We start from the raw sequence: 17,198 nt of genomic DNA, 5'->3' as shown, positions 1-17,198 counted from the left end.
CCTATTTTCTGCTTAAACAGCAAGATATATGTTTTTTAAAAAAGAAAGCCCATGCAAAGCACGGGCTCCATTTCGAAAAATATAATTAAATCTCTTTCTCCCACCACTTTTTTTCCGTTTCCTTCATTTGCTTTTCAGTTTCCTCGGGATAGGCGGTCCCGAATGGATGCGTGTCCGCCGGAATGACTTCAACCATTTTTTCAATCATATCCTGTGGATCAAATTGGTTTTTCAATCCTTCTTCCGCCTTTAACAGATCCTCTTTCTTCGTAAAATTCTTCTCTTCATCGTACCATTTCCATAGTTCTTCGGCGGCGCGGTCGTTAAAGCCTGTGTTAAAAGCTCCCGGATTAATGGTCGCAACCTTCACTCCGAAACCTTCAAGCTCCTGCTTCAGTGTTTGCGCAATGGCCTCGATCGCATGTTTCGTGGCTGCGTAAGGGCCGCCATAAGGAGACGCCATGATTCCCGCCATGGAACTCATGAACACAATTTTCCCATTTCCTAATTCAACTAGCTTTTTTACTGCCAACTGGACCGTTTCAAGCGTTGCGAAAACATTTACTTCGAAAATCTCCCGGAAGCGGTCCATCGGCACTTCAGCGAGTGGCCCCCTTTCATTTATGGCTGCATTGGCGACAAACACGTCAAAGTCATATTTGAGAATCTCATTACGATCCCTTGCATTTGTAATATCGAGTTTGAACACATCGATATCCAAACCCAGATCCATAGCTTCCCGCAGCAAGTCAGTTTTTTGGGAAGTCAATTCGGTGGTCGCGATAACCCGGTGCCCTTTCCTTGCCAAGCCAATCGCCGCACCTCTCCCTAGCCCGCTTCCGGCTCCTGTAATAAAAATGGTCTTGCCCATTTGGAATCCCTCCTATAGTATGGCATGCCAATTTCCTGTTCCCATTGCAGCCTTCGGAGAAACATTGGTATGTAAAATCGAGAGGTGCACTCCGTTGTAATTCCCCATGAAAAAAGACCCTAATTCGGGTCTTAAAAATGTCACCAAGCCGTACTCCCAAAGTGGTTAAAGTCCAACCTGCTTCTCGATTGCGTCCAATTTTTTCGATAAATTTTCCGATTTGGCTTTGATTTCGTCACTTTTCTTTTTATCCAAATCCGAGAAGTACGTATTGATTTTATCATTCCGATCCCAAAGCCACTTGGAAACGGAATTTTTCTTTTCAGCATCAATCTTGCCTTCTTTTTCAAGCCGGTCCAGCAATTCCTTGAAACGATTTTCTTCGTTTTTCCTAAGCATGTAGGATTTACCCATCAGCGAATCTACTGCGTTGTTGTGGTCCAGCGTCGTCCACACATTGTCGGCAAAGCGGTGGATCGCCCACCATCTCCATGTATTGATGTTGATTTTTTCTTTCCACACATTCTTTATTTCCTCAAGCTGCTGTTTTGTTTTAACAGAGGAATATTCACCGCCGCCAGCCTCCGCTACAAGTTTGAGCTGCTGGTCAGCAGCATCATCGACATCGAATCCAATGATATTGATTTTGACATTTGTATTGTCCAGGACCGCTTTTTTTGCCGCGGCAACCGGGTCGCCATCACATGTCTCGATTCCGTCACTGACAACATAAATAAAGTTTTCCGTGTTTTCACCCTTTTCAGAGGACAATTGCTCGTTTGCCATCGTAATCGCGGCCGCCAGCGGAGTCCAGCCCATTGCATCAAACTTTTTCAAGGAATTCCCGAAGGCTGTCCCATCAACTGTGTTCAACGGATACATCGTTTCCACTGCATTGCATGATTTCGCCTTATCCGCATTGCTGCCCGTTCCCTGATGGCCAAATGCTATGACAGATACCTTTACGGACTCGGGAAGATCTTTTGCCAGGCTTTCGATACTTTTTTTGGCGAGTGCCATCTTGGCCTCCCCATCCACCTTCGCCTTCATGCTGCCGCTCGAATCAATGGCCATGACAACATTCACTTTTTTATCTTCATCCTTCGTCACTTCGTCCATGGTGAGGTCCTCGAGCAGACGGCCGTCCGGCAACCTCAGTTTTTTGTAAACGACAGGATAGTTTTCCAGCTCTTCTGCAACTTCTTTATAGCTTGTTCGCAGGGCATCCGTGATGGATTTCGTCCACTTTTTCTGGTCCCATTTCTTCGTATTCTTCTTTCCAACTTCCTGTATGTAAGCATCAAGGGCGTCTGAAGTTGCTTTTTCAAGTTTTTCCTTGTCATCGGTAAATTCGTTGCCTTCTATGAACTTCTGATAAAGGTTCCCTATGTCTTCCTGTATGTATTCTTCGCCCGTAGTTGCCGGAAGCTCTACTTCGTCAGGTTGTGAAACAGCAATCGCTTTCCCTGGAACAATTCCTTCCTCTTTTGAATCCCGTTTTTTAGAACCGCCGCCTTCGTCCTTTCCCTGGCAGCCAAACAACACTACCATTGTGAAAAATAAAGCAACAACTAGTTTCGTTTTTTCCATCCTAATCCCCTTTCAGTTCTATTTTTCTAATTCGCAAACCCTGTATAATGGAAATAATAGAAGGATTTGCCAAATAACCATTTCGTCCTTTACCCTAATTGAAGGAAAGTATGCATGTAAAAATAAAAAAACCTGTCGAATTCTAGTTCCTAATTTGTCCTAATCGTTTACTCAATGATAAAAGGCTGCCTTGGCAGACAGCCCTATCTAAAAAGTTACCACTATATTAAGCTTGCTCATAAGGATTAATAATCCCGTATAAATTAAGGTCTTCAAAGGTCCCGTTCTTAAAAACATGGTCTTTGAGTGTGCCTTCGTACACCATCCCGCATTTTTGCATGATTCTTCCTGAAGCAGGGTTGGATGTAAAGTATCTGGCGTAAACACGATGGTAGCCCTTTTCTTTAAAAACAAATTTGATCACCGCATTCGCGGCTTCCGTTCCATAGCCATTTCCCCAATATTCTTCGCCAATCCAGTAGGCGAGTTCGCCGTGTTTGTGCTGTTTTTTATTCGATATCCCAATGGCCCCATACAATTGGCCGTTTACTTTGTCCGTAACAGCGAATTCATACATACGGTCAGAATTGAAATTTCCCTCATGGCTGGCTATCCAGGAAACCGCGCATTCCAACGGATACGGAAACGGCAGCGTCAACGTGCTTTTGTAAATATTAAAATTATTGCACATCCTGCTGACTTCGTTGGCGTCCCCCTCGTTAAACAGGCGCAAAAGCAGCCGATCCGTTTCGATTGTTCTCTCTGTCTTGTTGTAAATCATTTCCTTCCCCCCTACCTAAATGTTGAAAATGAAAAGTGGATACGTGACATGATTCATTGTTTCCTTTTCAGGGATCCGTCCCTTACATCATCTAGTCAATTCGCCAGTTTTTCGTTTACGGCTCTGAGTTTTCCTTCCATCGTGCTTTCCTTGTCACGACGGTCGTCGATTCGGATATTGGTGGCGACTCGCTGAATTCCCTTTTGAAAAGGGACCTCATGGATTTCACCCACAACAACAAGCAATTCTTTCAAGTCGCCTTCAATCAATGTACTCATCGGCGTCAATTGGTACTTAACTTTCCCTTCGTACTTTTTCAGGACTTTATGTATATCGGCCACATACTCACTTACGCTAGGCGTTTCCGTCCCGATTGGAATTACTGTAATATCCATGATTGCCATCTTTATGCCTCCTGTTTTCTGTATTTTTTCCATAATATCATAATTACCCAATTGGAAAGAACATACAATGTATTGCAAAATAAATAGAAACGTATACAAATTGATAGGAAGTTGGTTCATTCATTGGGCGAAAGATATAAAGTAATTACATTGGCGGCAGTAACAGGGATGAGGAAATCTACCACTCTTTTATAAAGGTTATGAACCTCGTCGAACCAGCAATAATTTTATTAAGACCAGGCATTCTTGGACCCTGCTGAAAAGCCGTGGCAAGTGGCAATAGAAAAAAGCTTGTTGATTTCAACATTAATCAAGCTTTTCTATCAAAAAATTTCCCGGGACATTAAACAATCCCGCCCATGGCAGCCTTTTCCGCCGCCAGTTTTTGGTCATTTACTTCAAGGTTCGACCGGGGATGCCTGTCTATGGCAGATTTTACTTGCTTGCATTTCCCTCGATTTTGAATAAAGAGCGAAAGCCTCATACTATATTGGCAAATTCGAATTAGTCACGCTCAAATGACAAAGACCAGACTTGTGAACGTCTGGTCTTTTTTATACAGCTGGCTGTTCAAGTCTTTAACTCTATCCGCGGTTGCAGAGCAGCCGGCCTATAGCTTTCCTACAAACGACAGTTCAGCCGGCTCCTTGGAGTCATAAGCCCCATCAATGATTTTACGGACATCCTCGATTGTTTCCTTCAGCTCGACATCGACGCCCTTTTGGCCTGTAAAAGCCTCCGCAACGTAAAACGGCTGCGTTAGATAAGCCTCGAGCCTTTCACCGCGGTGGTATGTTTGCATTTCGGCATCAGGAATACCCGCAATGCCCTTAACGTTCACGAGTGAACGAAGCTCCCTGTACCGGCGCAACAGTTTTTGGGCCCTTTGCTTTACTGTAATGTGGCTTTGGTCAAGATAAGCCCCTTCAAGAATCGAAGAGGTCGATGAGATTGGATTGACTGCGGGAAACCTGAACCTTGCAGCAAGATCAGCATCGAAGTTCCATACCGTTTCAAGCGGCCCGTACGGAAGTTCCTCGTCTACCGCCTCCCCTTTCAAATCGAGCAGGAAGGTGGTGACAGTCCGGATTGCTTCATCCTGCAATTTTTCCTGCAATTCGAAGATTTCCCCTGTTAAAACATGCGACCTATCTGCCGCAAAAATGATGTCGCGGTCTTTTCCAAGCTCGGAAATCTTTTTTAACGCGTCGGCGATTGAGGTAACGATAACATCAACATGTTCATTCAAATCCTCCAGCCCCGGATAGCCTTCCGCTTCCGGCTGTAGCACAAAGCTGAGATACCCTTCTTTCTTTAGCCTAAAGAACAATTCAGAAAGGACCACTAATTGCCCCATCCCCGGCCTCGCCACCAGGCCAATCGTCCCGCCTTTTACAATTGGAGCGAATAAATCAAGCGTTTTAATCTTCGTTTCAATCATTTCAAACGCCTCCCCTTTTAAAATCAATTCATCCAGGCTGCATTGTGCCAGCGATGCGAGAGCAGCCAATGTCCGTACCTCCGCACGCCCAATCGGAATCTTTCCCGTGCATAAATTTGAGACCGTCGCCGGCCGGAGCCCAATCGACTTTGCCGCACTCGTTAAATTCGGCACCCGTTTTCGGAGCAATGAAACATTCAACCTTAAATCTTCCATCTTTTTCCCCTCCTTACTTTAAGTGTAATTTATTTTACGTTTGAAAGCAATAATTCGTTACTCTTAAAAGTAAATATTTTTACTTTTAATTGATGTGTCAGTACATTTAAGGATGTGCGAAGTTAGGGATTTAAAAGTTGGGGAACTACTGACTCGATGGGGGCATAATCCTGAAAAGCTGTCAGAAGTTTGGGGTAATTCCGACTCGATGAGGGCAAAATCCTGAAAAGCTGTCGGAAGTTAGAGGTTCTTTTGACTCGATGAGGGCGAAATCCTGAAAAGCTGTCGGAAGTTAGAGGTTCTTCTGACTCGATTTAGGTAAAATCCCGGATAGGTGTCAGAAGTTGGGTTAGCAACAAACTAGCTGTACCTATAATGAACTGTTACCTGGATTCACCGTTGCCATAATTACAATTTTAAAAAATAAAATCCCCTTTTGGCCTAAAAGCCAGAAGGGGATTCCCCAAAAAGCTTAACGATTATAATCAATCACATACATATAAGGGATACGGATATCGCCAGCACTGGATGTTACAGTAATGTACCCACTCTGGAAATCACCGGTTCCATTATTTCCACCCGAATGGGTTCCCCTGTTTACAACATCCACTTTAAATTCCGCCTTGCCCTTTCCGGCAATTGAAACGCCGGATTTGCTAAGCTTCAGATTATCATCCCCGGAAAAACTGTAATCCAGTTGCTGGTCAGTCGGATTCACCAAAGTGACCGTCATTTGATAAGATTGGTTTCCAGTCGGACGGACGAGCCCAAAGCTTAAGGAAGACGGGAATGCCATTGCCGGCGCCTTCATTGCCCTGCCAAGATCAATAGTGCCCGCGCCCACCTTTAAAGGACCTGAACCTTCAATATCAGGAAGGACGGATCCGTCTACATTTCGCGCTGTTCCCATCAGGGCCGCTTTTACTTCCGCTGGCCCCCAGCCCAGTTTCTCTTGCTTGCTATAAGCAAGAAGAACGGCTGCTGACCCGGCAACGTGAGGCGATGCCATGGATGTACCTTGATACAACTCGTAACCGCCGCCGACAACCGAGGAATAAATATTCACCCCAGGCGCCGCTACATCAGGCTTCAGCGTGTAATTAGGCGTTGGCCCCCATGAGCTGAAGTCCGAAAGAAGATTCGGAACAGTTTCATATTCAACAGGCGGATAGGCAAACGTAACATTCCTGTCCCCTTGCCATTCTTCAAGTAGATTCCCAGCTTCTAGGTTAATCATTACAGCAGGAACGCTCGCACCATCCGTTGACATTGGAATCGGATCAGCAGCACTGTTCTGGTATACAATGACCCCTACTGCCCCGGCCGATGCCGCGTTATTAATTTTTTCAGTAAACGTACAGGAGCCTCGCTGAATCACCGCGATTTTGCCTTCCAGGTGTTTTTTGGCTTCTGGTACTGGAGTACAAGCAAGTTTATCCCCGCCTGTTGCTTCGCTCCAAAGCGCATATTCACCAGCAAGCTGTTTTTTCACCTCGCCGCCCTGGGTACCAGTTGTGGCTACAGTCTCGCCGCTTTCAAAAGCAGCTGATTTTAACTTCATTGCAAACGTGCGGCTGTTGGTGATTGCGGCAACAGTGATAACCTTATCCGCTGTTCCTGGAGAACCGACTGTGTATTTCCCAGGCCCTTCATTGCCCGCGGAAATTGCAACAACAACGCCTGCGTCAACCGCGGCATTAACGGCCATATCAAGTAGGTCTGCGCCTTTATGAGGCGTCCCGCCAAGACTAAGGTTGAGGACGTCCATTCCATCTTCTACTGCTTCTTCAACCGCTTTCGCAATGAACAAGCTTTTCGCATCTGCTACATCACCCGGGAAAACATTATAGTTCCCAAGATAGGCTCCAGGAGCGACGCCGCTCATAGGTTTGCTGCCTAGAGTCGGCATAGTTCCCGCTTTTCCAGCGATCGTACCGCTTACATGCGTACCGTGGCTGTCAACCGCTTCCGCACTCAGCTTTGGATTCTGGTTGAAAACCTTTGCAACAATGACTTTAGCGCTTGTAAATTTAGTATCCCCTTTTGGGAATCCTTCAGGCGCTGTCATACCCTCATTCGGCTGGAGGAAAGGATGATTTTGGTCAATTCCGGAATCGATGACGCCTACTTTCATTCCTTGTCCAGCATTGGCCTGTCCGCCAAGCCCTGTCCAAAGCTCTCCTGCATTAATAAGGGCTGTGCTTTCGCTCATCGTCTTCCGGTACGTGCCACTGACTCCGGCTTTAACTACTCCCGGCCCGCGGCTAATGTCCTTGAGCGATGCGCCGTTAAGCTTCAGGCCAATCCCATTGTAGGTAACATCATATTCGGTGACGACTTCCACCTTTGGAAGCTGCTTCGCGAGCCACTTTTTATAGTTTTCGCGCTGTGACTCAAGCCTTTTTCCGTACTTTTTGGCAGCGGGGGAATTCAGATTAACCTTCTGCCCTTTGGCTGGCATTGTCTTTTCATAACCTGAAATCGACCCATCATAAGATGCAATTGGCGCATCACCGAATTGCACGAAAACGTACTCTTGATCCTCTCCGGCCAAATTCACCGGGCTGTCGTCATTTTTGACAATCGCCTCCGCAGGAATTCCCGCGTTCAAAATCAGCAGAAGGATCAACGAAATCCCAAACACATTCCTGAGCTTCTTAAAGAACTTCAAACTTTTCCCCCTCCTAAAGTATCTCTGGCAAAGGGTTTTCCCTCACCAGGACAAGATTAACAACACAATTTTACTATACTGCGAATTCAATTTTTGTAATATTGGGAAAATGTTTTTGCCGTAAAAGAGGAGAAGAAAGGGAATTATGTCGAAGTTAGAAGATTTTCAAGCCTGCTAATACCTATGAGAAATATCTGGCCACTAAAACTTGGGAAAATTAAGGCCTTTTTTTTAAAAAAACAGTCGGCTTTTCTTCCATGGGACAACCTTATCCAGACCATTATTCGTATGTCTTTGACAGAGGGCAAGTACCATCTCAATATCCCAGGTTATATGTACGATTATCCAATCAATATATTCATGCTAATAATGGTATAATCAGTTAAAACAACAGTCCCATTGAACGTTTGGATAAAAAGAGCGATTGGAGTTGAATTTGGAAATTGAGCACAGCCCTTACCTATCTGGCCTCCCTGGTGGTAATTGTCATTTCTGTCATGGTCACGCTTTATTTCAAAGCGGAACTGGAGCGGATGTTCCGGGAAAAGAGCGGTGTATTCGCCTTCCATGTATGCAACGTGCTGATTATCTTAATGGCTTCTTTCGCCGTGCACGCTGTCATGGATTTTATGCTCAAAAAGGGTATCAATTATTTGCAGCAAATGGCCATCCTTTTGGCCATTATCATACCAATCTATATAGCAGGCCACTTCGCCTATGAAAAATACAAATTCCTAAACCGCAAATACCTCAAAACCGAAAACGGCAAAGTACTCATTATCAACGAAAAATACCTTCGGCGATAGATTGAACCGTGGAAAGGATTTTTGCTCATTCGTGCAACGACGGACGAGTATCCGCCCCATCCGTTACGTTACAACCAACCCCGGCCTCGTTAAGCAAGGGGCCGAACCGGTGTATTATAACGTTGAAAGCGTTACAAACTAAGTTTGTTTTTAACAAACGCGGTTGGTGAGTTCATGGCGAAGAAAAACGATAAGGAAAGCAAAAAGGCTATGCCAAAAGCGGATGTAGAATTCGCGGATAACGGGCTTGAAAGAGTCGCGCTCAAGGACCAAAAGACGAAACAAAATAAGTAATGGAAAGCCCGCTGCCTACTATCTGCAGCCAACTAAAATCAAGTACTAAAAACAACCTGGGATGAATTAGTTCCCGGGTTGTTTTGCGTTGGTGCCAATGCTTGTAAATGGGGAGCACGGTTCTTCGCTCTTAACTGAGTGGTCGCCAGTCCGGGAAGATGTCAGCAAGGACAATGCCGGCTAGGCTATTTGAATTTTTAAAAAGAACAATCAGAAATGCCTCCCCCCTGCACCAGCTATAAATCATCACAAATTCAAGCACGTATCAGACGCAAACCACCAGATAATGGATAGTTCTTCTCTTTAAAACCCACACTATAGACAAAACGCCAGGAAGGGAGGGGTATTTTGTGAAAAAAACATTGAAAATCACACTGACAATCTTGCTTCTTTTCGTATTAAGCAGCTGCGGGATCGGCAATAACGACAACGGCGGCAGGGCTAGAATTAACCGGGTGAACACCAATTCGGCTGGAGGGAATGGTGCATTAAGGGTTTCCATGGAGGCGTCCCGTTCGGTGGAAAGCCTGGTTGAAGTCCAAAGCGCCCTTGTCGCCATCATCAATCAAGACGCATATGTGGCCGTAAGGTTGGACGGAAGCGAGAATATGAGGGCGCAAGGGTATGAAACAAATACGAAGGATCATCGCGGCGAAAAGACAGACACGTTTGGCAATCCCGGCTACCGCGGATATGGAGTAGGCACCCAGACTGGCGATTACAGCGGTACGGGAATCGGCGGTGGCAGCATCGATGGACTCGCTCTCACGGACCATTCCGAAAGAGGAAAAAGCTTCAGAGCCGGAAACAGCACTAATGACAACATACATTCGGGGTTCGGAAGCCCTGCCATTGTGTTGGACTCATCCTACTCCGGCATCTCGGCTTCTTTCAAAAAAGATATTGCCAAACAGGTTTTACAAGCTGAACCTACGATTCAAAGGGTTTATATTTCATTTAACCGATCTTTTTTTATAAGGATGAACCGGCTCGCAGATGACCTGAGCAATGGCCGCGATGATGTAAACGGCGATTTTAGGAGACTTGTCGACGGGGCCTTCGCCCATCGGCAGCCATTGAACCCAGCGCAGTGAGGACAAAAAAAGCCGGCATGGAGGATGGCTCCATATCGGCTTCTTTTCAAATTTCTTCAAACAAGTCAGAATCGCTTCAGTTGCAATTGCATATGCTCATCTGGTTCAAAACCGGCAATTTGCAATAGAATAGTTCTTTTTTCGCATGTTCGGCATCCCGTTGGGTGAATTCCACTTTACGAAATTCCTGTTCACGGTACTGCATCGTTTTTTCAATCATGTAAATTTCCTCATACATGGGTTCCAACTCCCTTGCTCTTGTTATCTTCATCTTACAAGGCTGCACTTTTTTACACATTGGCCTTTATAATGGAAATAACTAAGACTTTGGGAGTAGACAATTAATTACAAAAACCCCTTAATCTTCGGAAAAACCTTCAGCGCCGTTTCATAAAATACGGCTTCGTGATGTTCCTTTGGGATAATGTCCGCGATAAATTCGATGTACGGCTTGATTGGCGTAAGCGGCCAGTCGGTCCCGAACAGGAACTTCTCATAATTATTCGTAAATGTTAGCGCATGGAGCAAATGGTCGAAGAACCTTGTTTGCTGAAGCTTCCTGATGTCCCCGTCTTCCCCGACAACCAATCCGCACAAATCCGCATACACATTGCGGTTTTTATACACTACCTCCGCGGCGTCTAGCACCCACGGATCACCAAAGTGCGCCATCATAATCGTCATGTCACGGTGCTTTACGGCGACTTCATCAATCGCAAGCGGATGAGAAAACCTCAGCCTGCCCCGCTCGGAATAAGTATCCCCGGTATGATAGACGACCGGAACCCCATACTCCTTCGCAATCCGGTACACCGGCTCATACACCTCGTCATACGCATAAAATGGATAATAGCCGAGATAGATTTTAATTCCGACACAATCAGGCTTCTGCACATCCTGCTCAAGCCGGGCAAGCGCCGCCGCGTCCAGATTAAACGGATTGACTCCGGCGCAATACACGATATTTTTCGGAATGTCCGGCGTCAGATCGATACCCATTGGGGTTTCGGCAGCCGAGTCGGGAAACCCCTCCCCGGCTGTTTCCGTCACGCCCATCGCAATCCCAAGCACTACGCCATTTTCAGCGAACTCCTTTTGGATTCCCTCATATGAATAGTCGACCTTCGAAATGTTCCGGGCAGTTTCATGAAAACTCCCGATTTCGGAGTAATGGATATGAGCGTCAATAATTTTCATTGCTTACCTCTTTAAATGTCAATTTTTTCAGGCCTTTCACTTCACCTTCGGAAAGCACACGGTCTGCGGCAACTGTGAACGACGGAGCGGACAGCCATTCGGAACCGTGGGCAAGGTCGATGGAGCGGTCCAAGCCAATCAGCATAACTTCCTTGTTCATGTAGGTTTCCATGCCCTTTGATTCCCGGTCTGCAATCACCTGGAGAAACTCGGCGCAATCGTCCGAACCAATGACCGCATGGCCCGATAGGTAGGTCATGATTTCCGATTTCCCCGCCAGATACGAACGCGTACCTCCTGCGTTTTTCAACCAGCCTTTTTTAAAAAATATTTGGCTGAACCAGTTTTTATTATGGAAATACGTTCCGCTATTCTGGCTGAATTTCGTCACGTTCACAAGAACCGGAACGCCCGGCAGCATGCAAAAATACTGATGGATGCCAAGCCCCTTCCACATCTCGTTCTTTTCAAAAACAGTCGAAACCCTGAGCCCGCGCCACTCGCGGCCTTCATCATCAAGAAGTGCCGCGGCGCCAACGCGCGTTTCTTCCTTCGCGAACGACTTCGTGTTGATGCCTTCAATACCGGTCACCATCCCGCCGCTCCATGGATTCCACCACGCTTTCGGCGCAAGCGAAGGGAAGGACGAGTCCAGCCATTCACGGCCAGAAACTTCAAGTGAGAACAGCGACGGATAAAAACTCTTCGAAGCCGCGATCGACAGCATGCCATTTCCCGCTCTCCAAACCGTCAAGCCTTCCCGCTCCTCTTCTCGGATTGCAACAGTCTCTTCTGTTGGGTTTAGGACGAGCACATCCATCCTGTCACTAATTCCGTTGATTTCGTATGCCGCCGACACAATCGAAAGCGGCGTGGCACCACTCTCGGCAAACGCCGATGCCTCCCGCCTTTTTTCGTCAAGAGCAAGCCCTGTTTTATAAAATTCCCATCCATCACGTTCGAAACTCATTTCTCCATCGAAAAAACTTGTTTTCCGGCCGGAAAGAATAATTTCCTCGGAGCCGTCCTCCCGGTTGGCTACTTGAACTTCCACCGGTTCCACGGCAATTTCCTTCCGATGCTTCCTTCTCGTCGCAAACTCCCGGAACTCCTCCCAGCTTTGATACGCCCCGAACGACAGCGCGACCGGCTCCGTCCTCAGCTCGCCGCCAGCCGGAATATGGCCAAGTTCATGCTCCACATACATATACCAAGACTCGTAATTCACGGTCGCACCTTCAGGCCACGCGACCCCTTGGGCATACGGCTCATGCCGCGAGAACAGCCAGTTTTCCGAAAGACGGCTGCTGTCCCAAAGCCCGTATTCTGCATCCGCCTTCTCATCGAATGCCACGATTTCCCCATCCATCGCAAAAACAGGCCGGTTCAATTCATGGTAAATCGGTTGATACACACTAATTGGCGAATCCGTCTCCGATTCGGCTATGTTTCGGATGATGTACCACTGCTCAAGCAAGCCCTCCCCGTACAGTTTAGACTCGCTGACAAACACAAGCCCCTTGAAATCATCCGATTCATAAACCGCAGACATCACAATCGCCGCGCCTTCTTCCCTGTACTCGACGCGGACAGGCTTCCGCTTCGAAAACTCGCTTGAATACGGCTTCCCGATTTTCGGATACATGCCCATCGTTTTCTGCGCGCCCTTCGTCAGCCTGCCTGGAACAACCCAGTTGTTGAACTTCCGCAAATACGTATGATATAAACCATTGTAAATATGCCAGTAATCCTCACACTCACCACTGAAACGCGCACCTGGCCCCTTAAAGCCAAGACCCAGCTTTTTGGTAAAAGTGGACAACGTCCCGCTTTCGGCGGCCGCGTCAATTTTCAGCTCCGGTGCATAAAAACCGTAGCCACTCAATACATACGGAATCGCAATCGACGTTTTCCCTCTCGCGCCAAGTTTAACAGTGAATGTTTTCTCCGGCAGCTGCACAAACCCGTTTTCCGGAAACTGAATCGTGAACGCAGCCGGTTCACTGAAGTTGTTTTCCACGTCAAGATAGAAAACCGCTTCTTCATGAAGGTAGCTTTGCGAACCAGGAACGGTCCCGGCCACTTTCGCCGGCTGCTTCGGCAGGACGCCGACACCGAACTTCGCTTCCTTCCCATTGATCAATACCCTGGTAACGACGGATGGGTGGGTGCGCCAGTTGCTCTGCTCCTCATCCGGATCGCCGAGCATGAACTTTGCTTCGACGGTTGTTTCATCTTCAACTGCCAAACCCTTTTTGAAATTAAACGTGACAGCCTTATGGTCCACGCCTTCAAGCTCGACATGAAGCGGTTTTCCGGACTTATTTTTTATATCGTAAGTGACCGTGTATTCCGACCCGCAAACAAGCTTGAAATCCTCAACCGCCACAGAAATATGGTAGTCGTCCGTTTCAATCAGCCGTAACCCCCGGCCGGTCCGCTCGAATTCCATCCGCAGGCTGCCTGCGCCAGACTTCCAGCTATACTCGTAATAGGAGAAGTCGTTGTCCTTCCTGCCATCCGGCGTCACTTCAATGATTCTCGTGCTGTCCGCATACCAATCCGCCTCAGCGAAAAAGCCCTGGACGGCTTCAGTATTCAGGACCGTCGGCAAAAAATTCATCAGATGCGTCGTATCATCCCGGTCCTCCCAGAAGAATCCGCATTTCTTGTAAAGCGGAACAGCTTTCGTGTTGCTTGGCCACGTATACAGGTCAAGCCGCGGCCAGCCGAGTTCAACTGTCCGTTCGAGCGCCCTCAGGACAAGCATTTTGCCTATTTTCTTTCCATGATAATCGGTACGGACGTTCAGGAGCGGAATATACAGCGCCCCTTCATCCTCCCGATACTCGCAAAGCCCGCAATAGCCGACAACCTTGTCCCCGTCCATCGCGAGGAAAAGGTTCAGGTTGCCGGAGTTCGCTTCCTGGACGCGGACCTTTTCGGCGGTCGTAACCTGCGCATCCCCGCCCCAGCCCTCTCGGCTTAGGTTCCACATTTCCGCAACACCCGCGGCAAGCCCTTCGTGGTATTCTACAATTTTAATTTCTTCCTTTGTTAAATTCATAAAAAATTTTCCTCCGTTCCAAATCCCAGCCCCGCTAGGTTTCCAGTTTCCTATTTTCTTCAATACCCTTTCCTTTGCAAACAGTACATTTCATCAACATTCCGCTCTCCTCCTTAGTAAAATTTGGTTTTGCAACCACCCTTCTACTATATAGCAGGCCAAACAAGGCAGTAAAGGAATTCCCCTCAATTTACTGAAACTTCAAACTAAAAACCTGCCTGGCATGCCAGGGAAATAAATAGCCTTCCCGGCTAATATGTCGAGAAGGCTTTCTAATTTGAGCACTAATGTTCTTTTATCAGCATCACAGTTAAACTATACTTCCAACCCCGCAACGCCAAACCCGCCAGGCCCGGCATGGGTGGAAATCATCGCTCCGGCCTGAATCCACCGGACATTCCTGAACCCGGCCTCCTTTGCAATTTCATCCATCCGCTGTTTAATGCTTTCATCAAGACCAAGTGAATACAGGAGATAAAGCTGCTCTCTATCAATATTGTATTCACTTAAATATTCGGACATAAGTTTCTCGGAAACCGCGCTCATTTTGCCGCGGTACTTTTTAGTGGACACTAGCTTCCCGTCGATCAATTCGATGACTGGTTTAATTTTTAATAAAGCACCGCCGAGATAGGCAATATTGCTGACCCGTCCACCTGCCCGTAAAAAATCGAGGCTGCCTGGGATGAATGCAAGCCGTGATTTCGGAACGATCGCTTCTATTTTATCAATTAACCGTTCAGGCTCAATGGAAGGCTCCTCTTCAAGCACTTTTACAGCATACATAACAATGGCCGCCAATCCACCTGTAACATTCAAGGCATCTATAAGATACAAATTGTCGATATCCTCGGAGGCAATCACTGCGCTTTGAAAAGAGACAGACGCCTTCGATGTATACCCAATGTGCACAATGGTGCATCCAGGGAAATCCCGTTTTATTTTCGCAAAAAACTCCTGATATTCATGAACGTTCGTGGCAGCGGTTGAAGGTATTTTTTTCGTCCGGTCATAATATTCGTAAATATCCTCCACTGGCAGGTCTCCATCCAAATAATCCTTCCCATCCATGATGACATGCATCGGGACCACCTGGACCGCATGCTTCCGTGCCAAGTCCTCTGGTAAATCCGCGCCGCTCTCCGTTGTTAAAATAATTCGCTTCATCGTATGTCCCCTTCCATATAGCCAGTACTATTGAAACCTTACCCTAACTATACATGAGAAGGGAAAAACATACATTAACTATTGAATTTTCCTGCTGGCCTAATTAATAAGAGCCCCAACCCGTTTCAGCGGATTGGAGCGAATCATTCGTTTTAGCAGGTTTTTACCTTCCGCCGTATAACGCCGTTTTGTTGTACTTTTCTTTCCAAAGCACCCATCCAAGCCAGAGGATTGCAACGCCAGCAAGGGGCTGTGCTACATAGGATCCATACGGGATAAAATCCAGGATTGGAACGATTGCTAAAATGATGCCAGCCCACTTCGGAAGAATCCCTTTCAGGGCAAGAAACAAGCCGAATAAGAGAAGCCCGATAAAAAATGGATAGAGTGACAATGATACTCCCATCATTAGTAATGACGGCGGCTTATCAAGGATTGCCGGAGCGCTTTTCTCAAGGACAGGCACGACAAACGCGTTCACCCAGCTGTGCCCGGTCCACATCGCCGCTCCAAAAAAGGTTAATAAGAAGATGCCGAAACCCGTTTTCCCGAAACTTTTCGCATTGACGAGATAAATCCCAATAAGTGCAAGAAGGAGAAACAGCATGCCAATCAAATCAACATACGAACCGAATGCTTCCATTGAAATGTTGTACCAGACCGACAGCGAAACGGTCAGAAGCCCCGCGATAATCCCACACAAACCAGTGAAACGGATAAAGCTTGAATACGCCATACAACCCACCACCCGTTTTGAAGTATGGAAAACTGTCCATAGGTTTTGAGGCCCTCCCAAAAAGATGGAGTTACTCTAGGTATATTAACGGGCAAGACATTTATGTATAGTACAAATGATGTAAATTTCCAGGTAAAAGGGACGGCTGATATCATGAATAATAGCAGCGCCCATTCCTTTGCGTATTTTTCTGAGCGGCTATCGCAAATCACAAAAATGAAATCGGCCTTTGTCCACTCTGTTACCTATTGTTATATCCAATTTCCGATTAAAAATCGGCCCGGCAAAACAAAACGTATGGAATTCCCCGTTTTCACCGCACGGGTCGACATCTGGCGGAAGCTCATCCAGGAATCCACCTTCTACCACTCTCCCAAGAAACGGGGCGGACAGCTTTTCCGAATCAATACACGTTGTGATTGTTTTGAAACCAAGAGATAAAAAGTCCCGAATGAGGGTATTCGTATTCTGTCCCCAAATTGGAAAAACCCCCTTCAGGCCATGTTCCCGAACCTGATTTTCCCGATAGGACTTCACATCCTCCAGCAATATATCGCCGAACATCACCGCCGTAACGCCGGCTTTTTTGAGTGATTCCATTATTCCATCCATTCTTTCCTGGTAGATTTCATTTGAACATTCGGCGGGTATGTATACTTTCTTTAACGGGAAACCGAGGCTATCCGCCTGCTTTTCCAAGAGGCTTTCCCTCACGCCGTGGATGCTGACCCGGCTGTACTCTTCGGTGATTGTTGTAAAAAGGGAATCAACAATGTATTCATCACTTTGCAAAAGCTGATAAAGCGCGAAACAGCTGTCCTTTCCCCCACTCCATGATATTGCGATTCGTTCTTTCATTTTTT

16 protein-coding genes are annotated in these 17,198 nt (G+C 46.8%); 4 read left to right on the top strand and 12 right to left on the bottom strand.

Annotation, left to right across the window (positions count from 1 at the left end; all coding sequences use genetic code 11):
• Positions 1 to 85: 85 nt before the first annotated feature.
• The 4 genes from DRW41_RS01355 to DRW41_RS01340 all read right to left on the bottom strand — a co-directional run bounded on the left by DRW41_RS01355 (position 86) and on the right by DRW41_RS01340 (position 3,646).
• Entirely contained in the window at positions 86 to 871 is a 786-nt protein-coding gene (locus DRW41_RS01355) for an SDR family oxidoreductase (RefSeq protein ID WP_115450169.1), read from the bottom strand.
• 165 nt (positions 872 to 1,036) lie between these two features.
• Positions 1,037 to 2,461: a vWA domain-containing protein gene (locus DRW41_RS01350; protein ID WP_115450168.1), complete on the bottom strand. Its 1,425-nt coding sequence runs from the start codon at positions 2,459 to 2,461 to the stop codon at positions 1,037 to 1,039.
• Between the two features lie 226 nt (positions 2,462 to 2,687).
• Complete coding sequence (locus DRW41_RS01345; protein ID WP_115450167.1) at positions 2,688 to 3,242, bottom strand: GNAT family N-acetyltransferase; 555 nt, start codon at positions 3,240 to 3,242, stop codon at positions 2,688 to 2,690.
• 95 nt (positions 3,243 to 3,337) lie between these two features.
• Positions 3,338 to 3,646, bottom strand: a complete 309-nt coding sequence (locus DRW41_RS01340; RefSeq protein ID WP_115450166.1) for an MTH1187 family thiamine-binding protein — start codon at positions 3,644 to 3,646, stop codon at positions 3,338 to 3,340.
• A 246-nt stretch (positions 3,647 to 3,892) separates the two neighbouring features.
• Here DRW41_RS01340 and DRW41_RS22605 point away from each other — a divergent pair, with 246 nt between their 5' ends.
• Positions 3,893 to 4,114: a hypothetical protein gene (locus DRW41_RS22605; protein WP_142752168.1), complete on the top strand. Its 222-nt coding sequence runs from the start codon at positions 3,893 to 3,895 to the stop codon at positions 4,112 to 4,114.
• Between the two features lie 142 nt (positions 4,115 to 4,256).
• Here DRW41_RS22605 and DRW41_RS01335 read toward each other — a convergent pair whose 3' ends face one another.
• Positions 4,257 to 5,303: a P-loop NTPase family protein gene (locus tag DRW41_RS01335; RefSeq protein WP_115450165.1), complete on the bottom strand. Its 1,047-nt coding sequence runs from the start codon at positions 5,301 to 5,303 to the stop codon at positions 4,257 to 4,259.
• A gap of 472 nt (positions 5,304 to 5,775) precedes the next feature.
• Positions 5,776 to 7,974: a S8 family serine peptidase gene (locus DRW41_RS01330; RefSeq protein WP_115450164.1), complete on the bottom strand. Its 2,199-nt coding sequence runs from the start codon at positions 7,972 to 7,974 to the stop codon at positions 5,776 to 5,778.
• Positions 7,975 to 8,417: 443 nt separating this feature from the next.
• Here DRW41_RS01330 and DRW41_RS01325 point away from each other — a divergent pair, with 443 nt between their 5' ends.
• The 3 genes from DRW41_RS01325 to DRW41_RS01320 all read left to right on the top strand — a co-directional run bounded on the left by DRW41_RS01325 (position 8,418) and on the right by DRW41_RS01320 (position 10,168).
• Positions 8,418 to 8,780 carry a hypothetical protein gene (locus DRW41_RS01325; protein WP_115450163.1) on the top strand — a complete coding sequence of 121 codons (363 nt, stop codon included), beginning with the start codon at positions 8,418 to 8,420 and terminating at the stop codon, positions 8,778 to 8,780.
• Positions 8,781 to 8,924: 144 nt separating this feature from the next.
• Complete coding sequence (locus DRW41_RS23215; RefSeq protein ID WP_222928831.1) at positions 8,925 to 9,074, top strand: hypothetical protein; 150 nt, start codon at positions 8,925 to 8,927, stop codon at positions 9,072 to 9,074.
• 350 nt (positions 9,075 to 9,424) lie between these two features.
• Positions 9,425 to 10,168, top strand: a complete 744-nt coding sequence (locus DRW41_RS01320) for a YhcN/YlaJ family sporulation lipoprotein (protein WP_115450162.1) — start codon at positions 9,425 to 9,427, stop codon at positions 10,166 to 10,168.
• 76 nt (positions 10,169 to 10,244) lie between these two features.
• On the opposite strand, the gene DRW41_RS22600 is transcribed toward DRW41_RS01320, so the two are convergent.
• The 6 genes from DRW41_RS22600 to DRW41_RS01295 all read right to left on the bottom strand — a co-directional run bounded on the left by DRW41_RS22600 (position 10,245) and on the right by DRW41_RS01295 (position 17,193).
• A complete protein-coding gene (locus tag DRW41_RS22600) occupies positions 10,245 to 10,406 on the bottom strand; it encodes a hypothetical protein (protein ID WP_181884369.1) in 162 nt (53 codons plus the stop codon).
• 107 nt (positions 10,407 to 10,513) lie between these two features.
• Positions 10,514 to 11,365, bottom strand: a complete 852-nt coding sequence (locus DRW41_RS01315; RefSeq protein ID WP_115450161.1) for an amidohydrolase family protein — start codon at positions 11,363 to 11,365, stop codon at positions 10,514 to 10,516.
• Complete coding sequence (locus DRW41_RS01310) at positions 11,352 to 14,432, bottom strand: GNAT family N-acetyltransferase (RefSeq protein WP_142752166.1); 3,081 nt, start codon at positions 14,430 to 14,432, stop codon at positions 11,352 to 11,354. The genes DRW41_RS01315 and DRW41_RS01310 overlap by 14 nt, the downstream gene beginning before the upstream one ends.
• A 315-nt stretch (positions 14,433 to 14,747) precedes the next feature.
• Positions 14,748 to 15,599 carry a DegV family protein gene (locus tag DRW41_RS01305; protein ID WP_115450159.1) on the bottom strand — a complete coding sequence of 284 codons (852 nt, stop codon included), beginning with the start codon at positions 15,597 to 15,599 and terminating at the stop codon, positions 14,748 to 14,750.
• Between the two features lie 163 nt (positions 15,600 to 15,762).
• Positions 15,763 to 16,335, bottom strand: a complete 573-nt coding sequence (locus DRW41_RS01300; RefSeq protein WP_115450158.1) for a hypothetical protein — start codon at positions 16,333 to 16,335, stop codon at positions 15,763 to 15,765.
• Between the two features lie 198 nt (positions 16,336 to 16,533).
• Positions 16,534 to 17,193 carry a Dph6-related ATP pyrophosphatase gene (locus tag DRW41_RS01295; protein ID WP_181884368.1) on the bottom strand — a complete coding sequence of 220 codons (660 nt, stop codon included), beginning with the start codon at positions 17,191 to 17,193 and terminating at the stop codon, positions 16,534 to 16,536.
• Positions 17,194 to 17,198: the final 5 nt, after the last annotated feature.

The organism is Neobacillus piezotolerans, from assembly GCF_003362805.1.
GTDB lineage: Bacteria > Bacillota > Bacilli > Bacillales > Cytobacillaceae > Bacillus_D > Bacillus_D piezotolerans.
This window is presented reverse-complemented; position numbering and strand designations above follow the sequence as displayed.

Coding starts and splice junctions, on each gene's coding strand:
- DRW41_RS01335 (WP_115450165.1), bottom strand. CDS start 5,303: ATGGAAGATTTAAGGTTGAATGTTTCATTGCTCCGAAAACGGGTGCCG.
- DRW41_RS01340 (WP_115450166.1), bottom strand. CDS start 3,646: ATGGCAATCATGGATATTACAGTAATTCCAATCGGGACGGAAACGCCT.
- DRW41_RS01345 (WP_115450167.1), bottom strand. CDS start 3,242: ATGATTTACAACAAGACAGAGAGAACAATCGAAACGGATCGGCTGCTT.
- DRW41_RS01315 (WP_115450161.1), bottom strand. CDS start 11,365: ATGAAAATTATTGACGCTCATATCCATTACTCCGAAATCGGGAGTTTT.
- DRW41_RS01305 (WP_115450159.1), bottom strand. CDS start 15,599: ATGAAGCGAATTATTTTAACAACGGAGAGCGGCGCGGATTTACCAGAG.
- DRW41_RS22600 (WP_181884369.1), bottom strand. CDS start 10,406: ATGTATGAGGAAATTTACATGATTGAAAAAACGATGCAGTACCGTGAA.
- DRW41_RS01300 (WP_115450158.1), bottom strand. CDS start 16,335: ATGGCGTATTCAAGCTTTATCCGTTTCACTGGTTTGTGTGGGATTATC.
- DRW41_RS01355 (WP_115450169.1), bottom strand. CDS start 871: ATGGGCAAGACCATTTTTATTACAGGAGCCGGAAGCGGGCTAGGGAGA.
- DRW41_RS01310 (WP_142752166.1), bottom strand. CDS start 14,432: ATGAATTTAACAAAGGAAGAAATTAAAATTGTAGAATACCACGAAGGG.
- DRW41_RS01295 (WP_181884368.1), bottom strand. CDS start 17,193: ATGAAAGAACGAATCGCAATATCATGGAGTGGGGGAAAGGACAGCTGT.
- DRW41_RS01350 (WP_115450168.1), bottom strand. CDS start 2,461: ATGGAAAAAACGAAACTAGTTGTTGCTTTATTTTTCACAATGGTAGTG.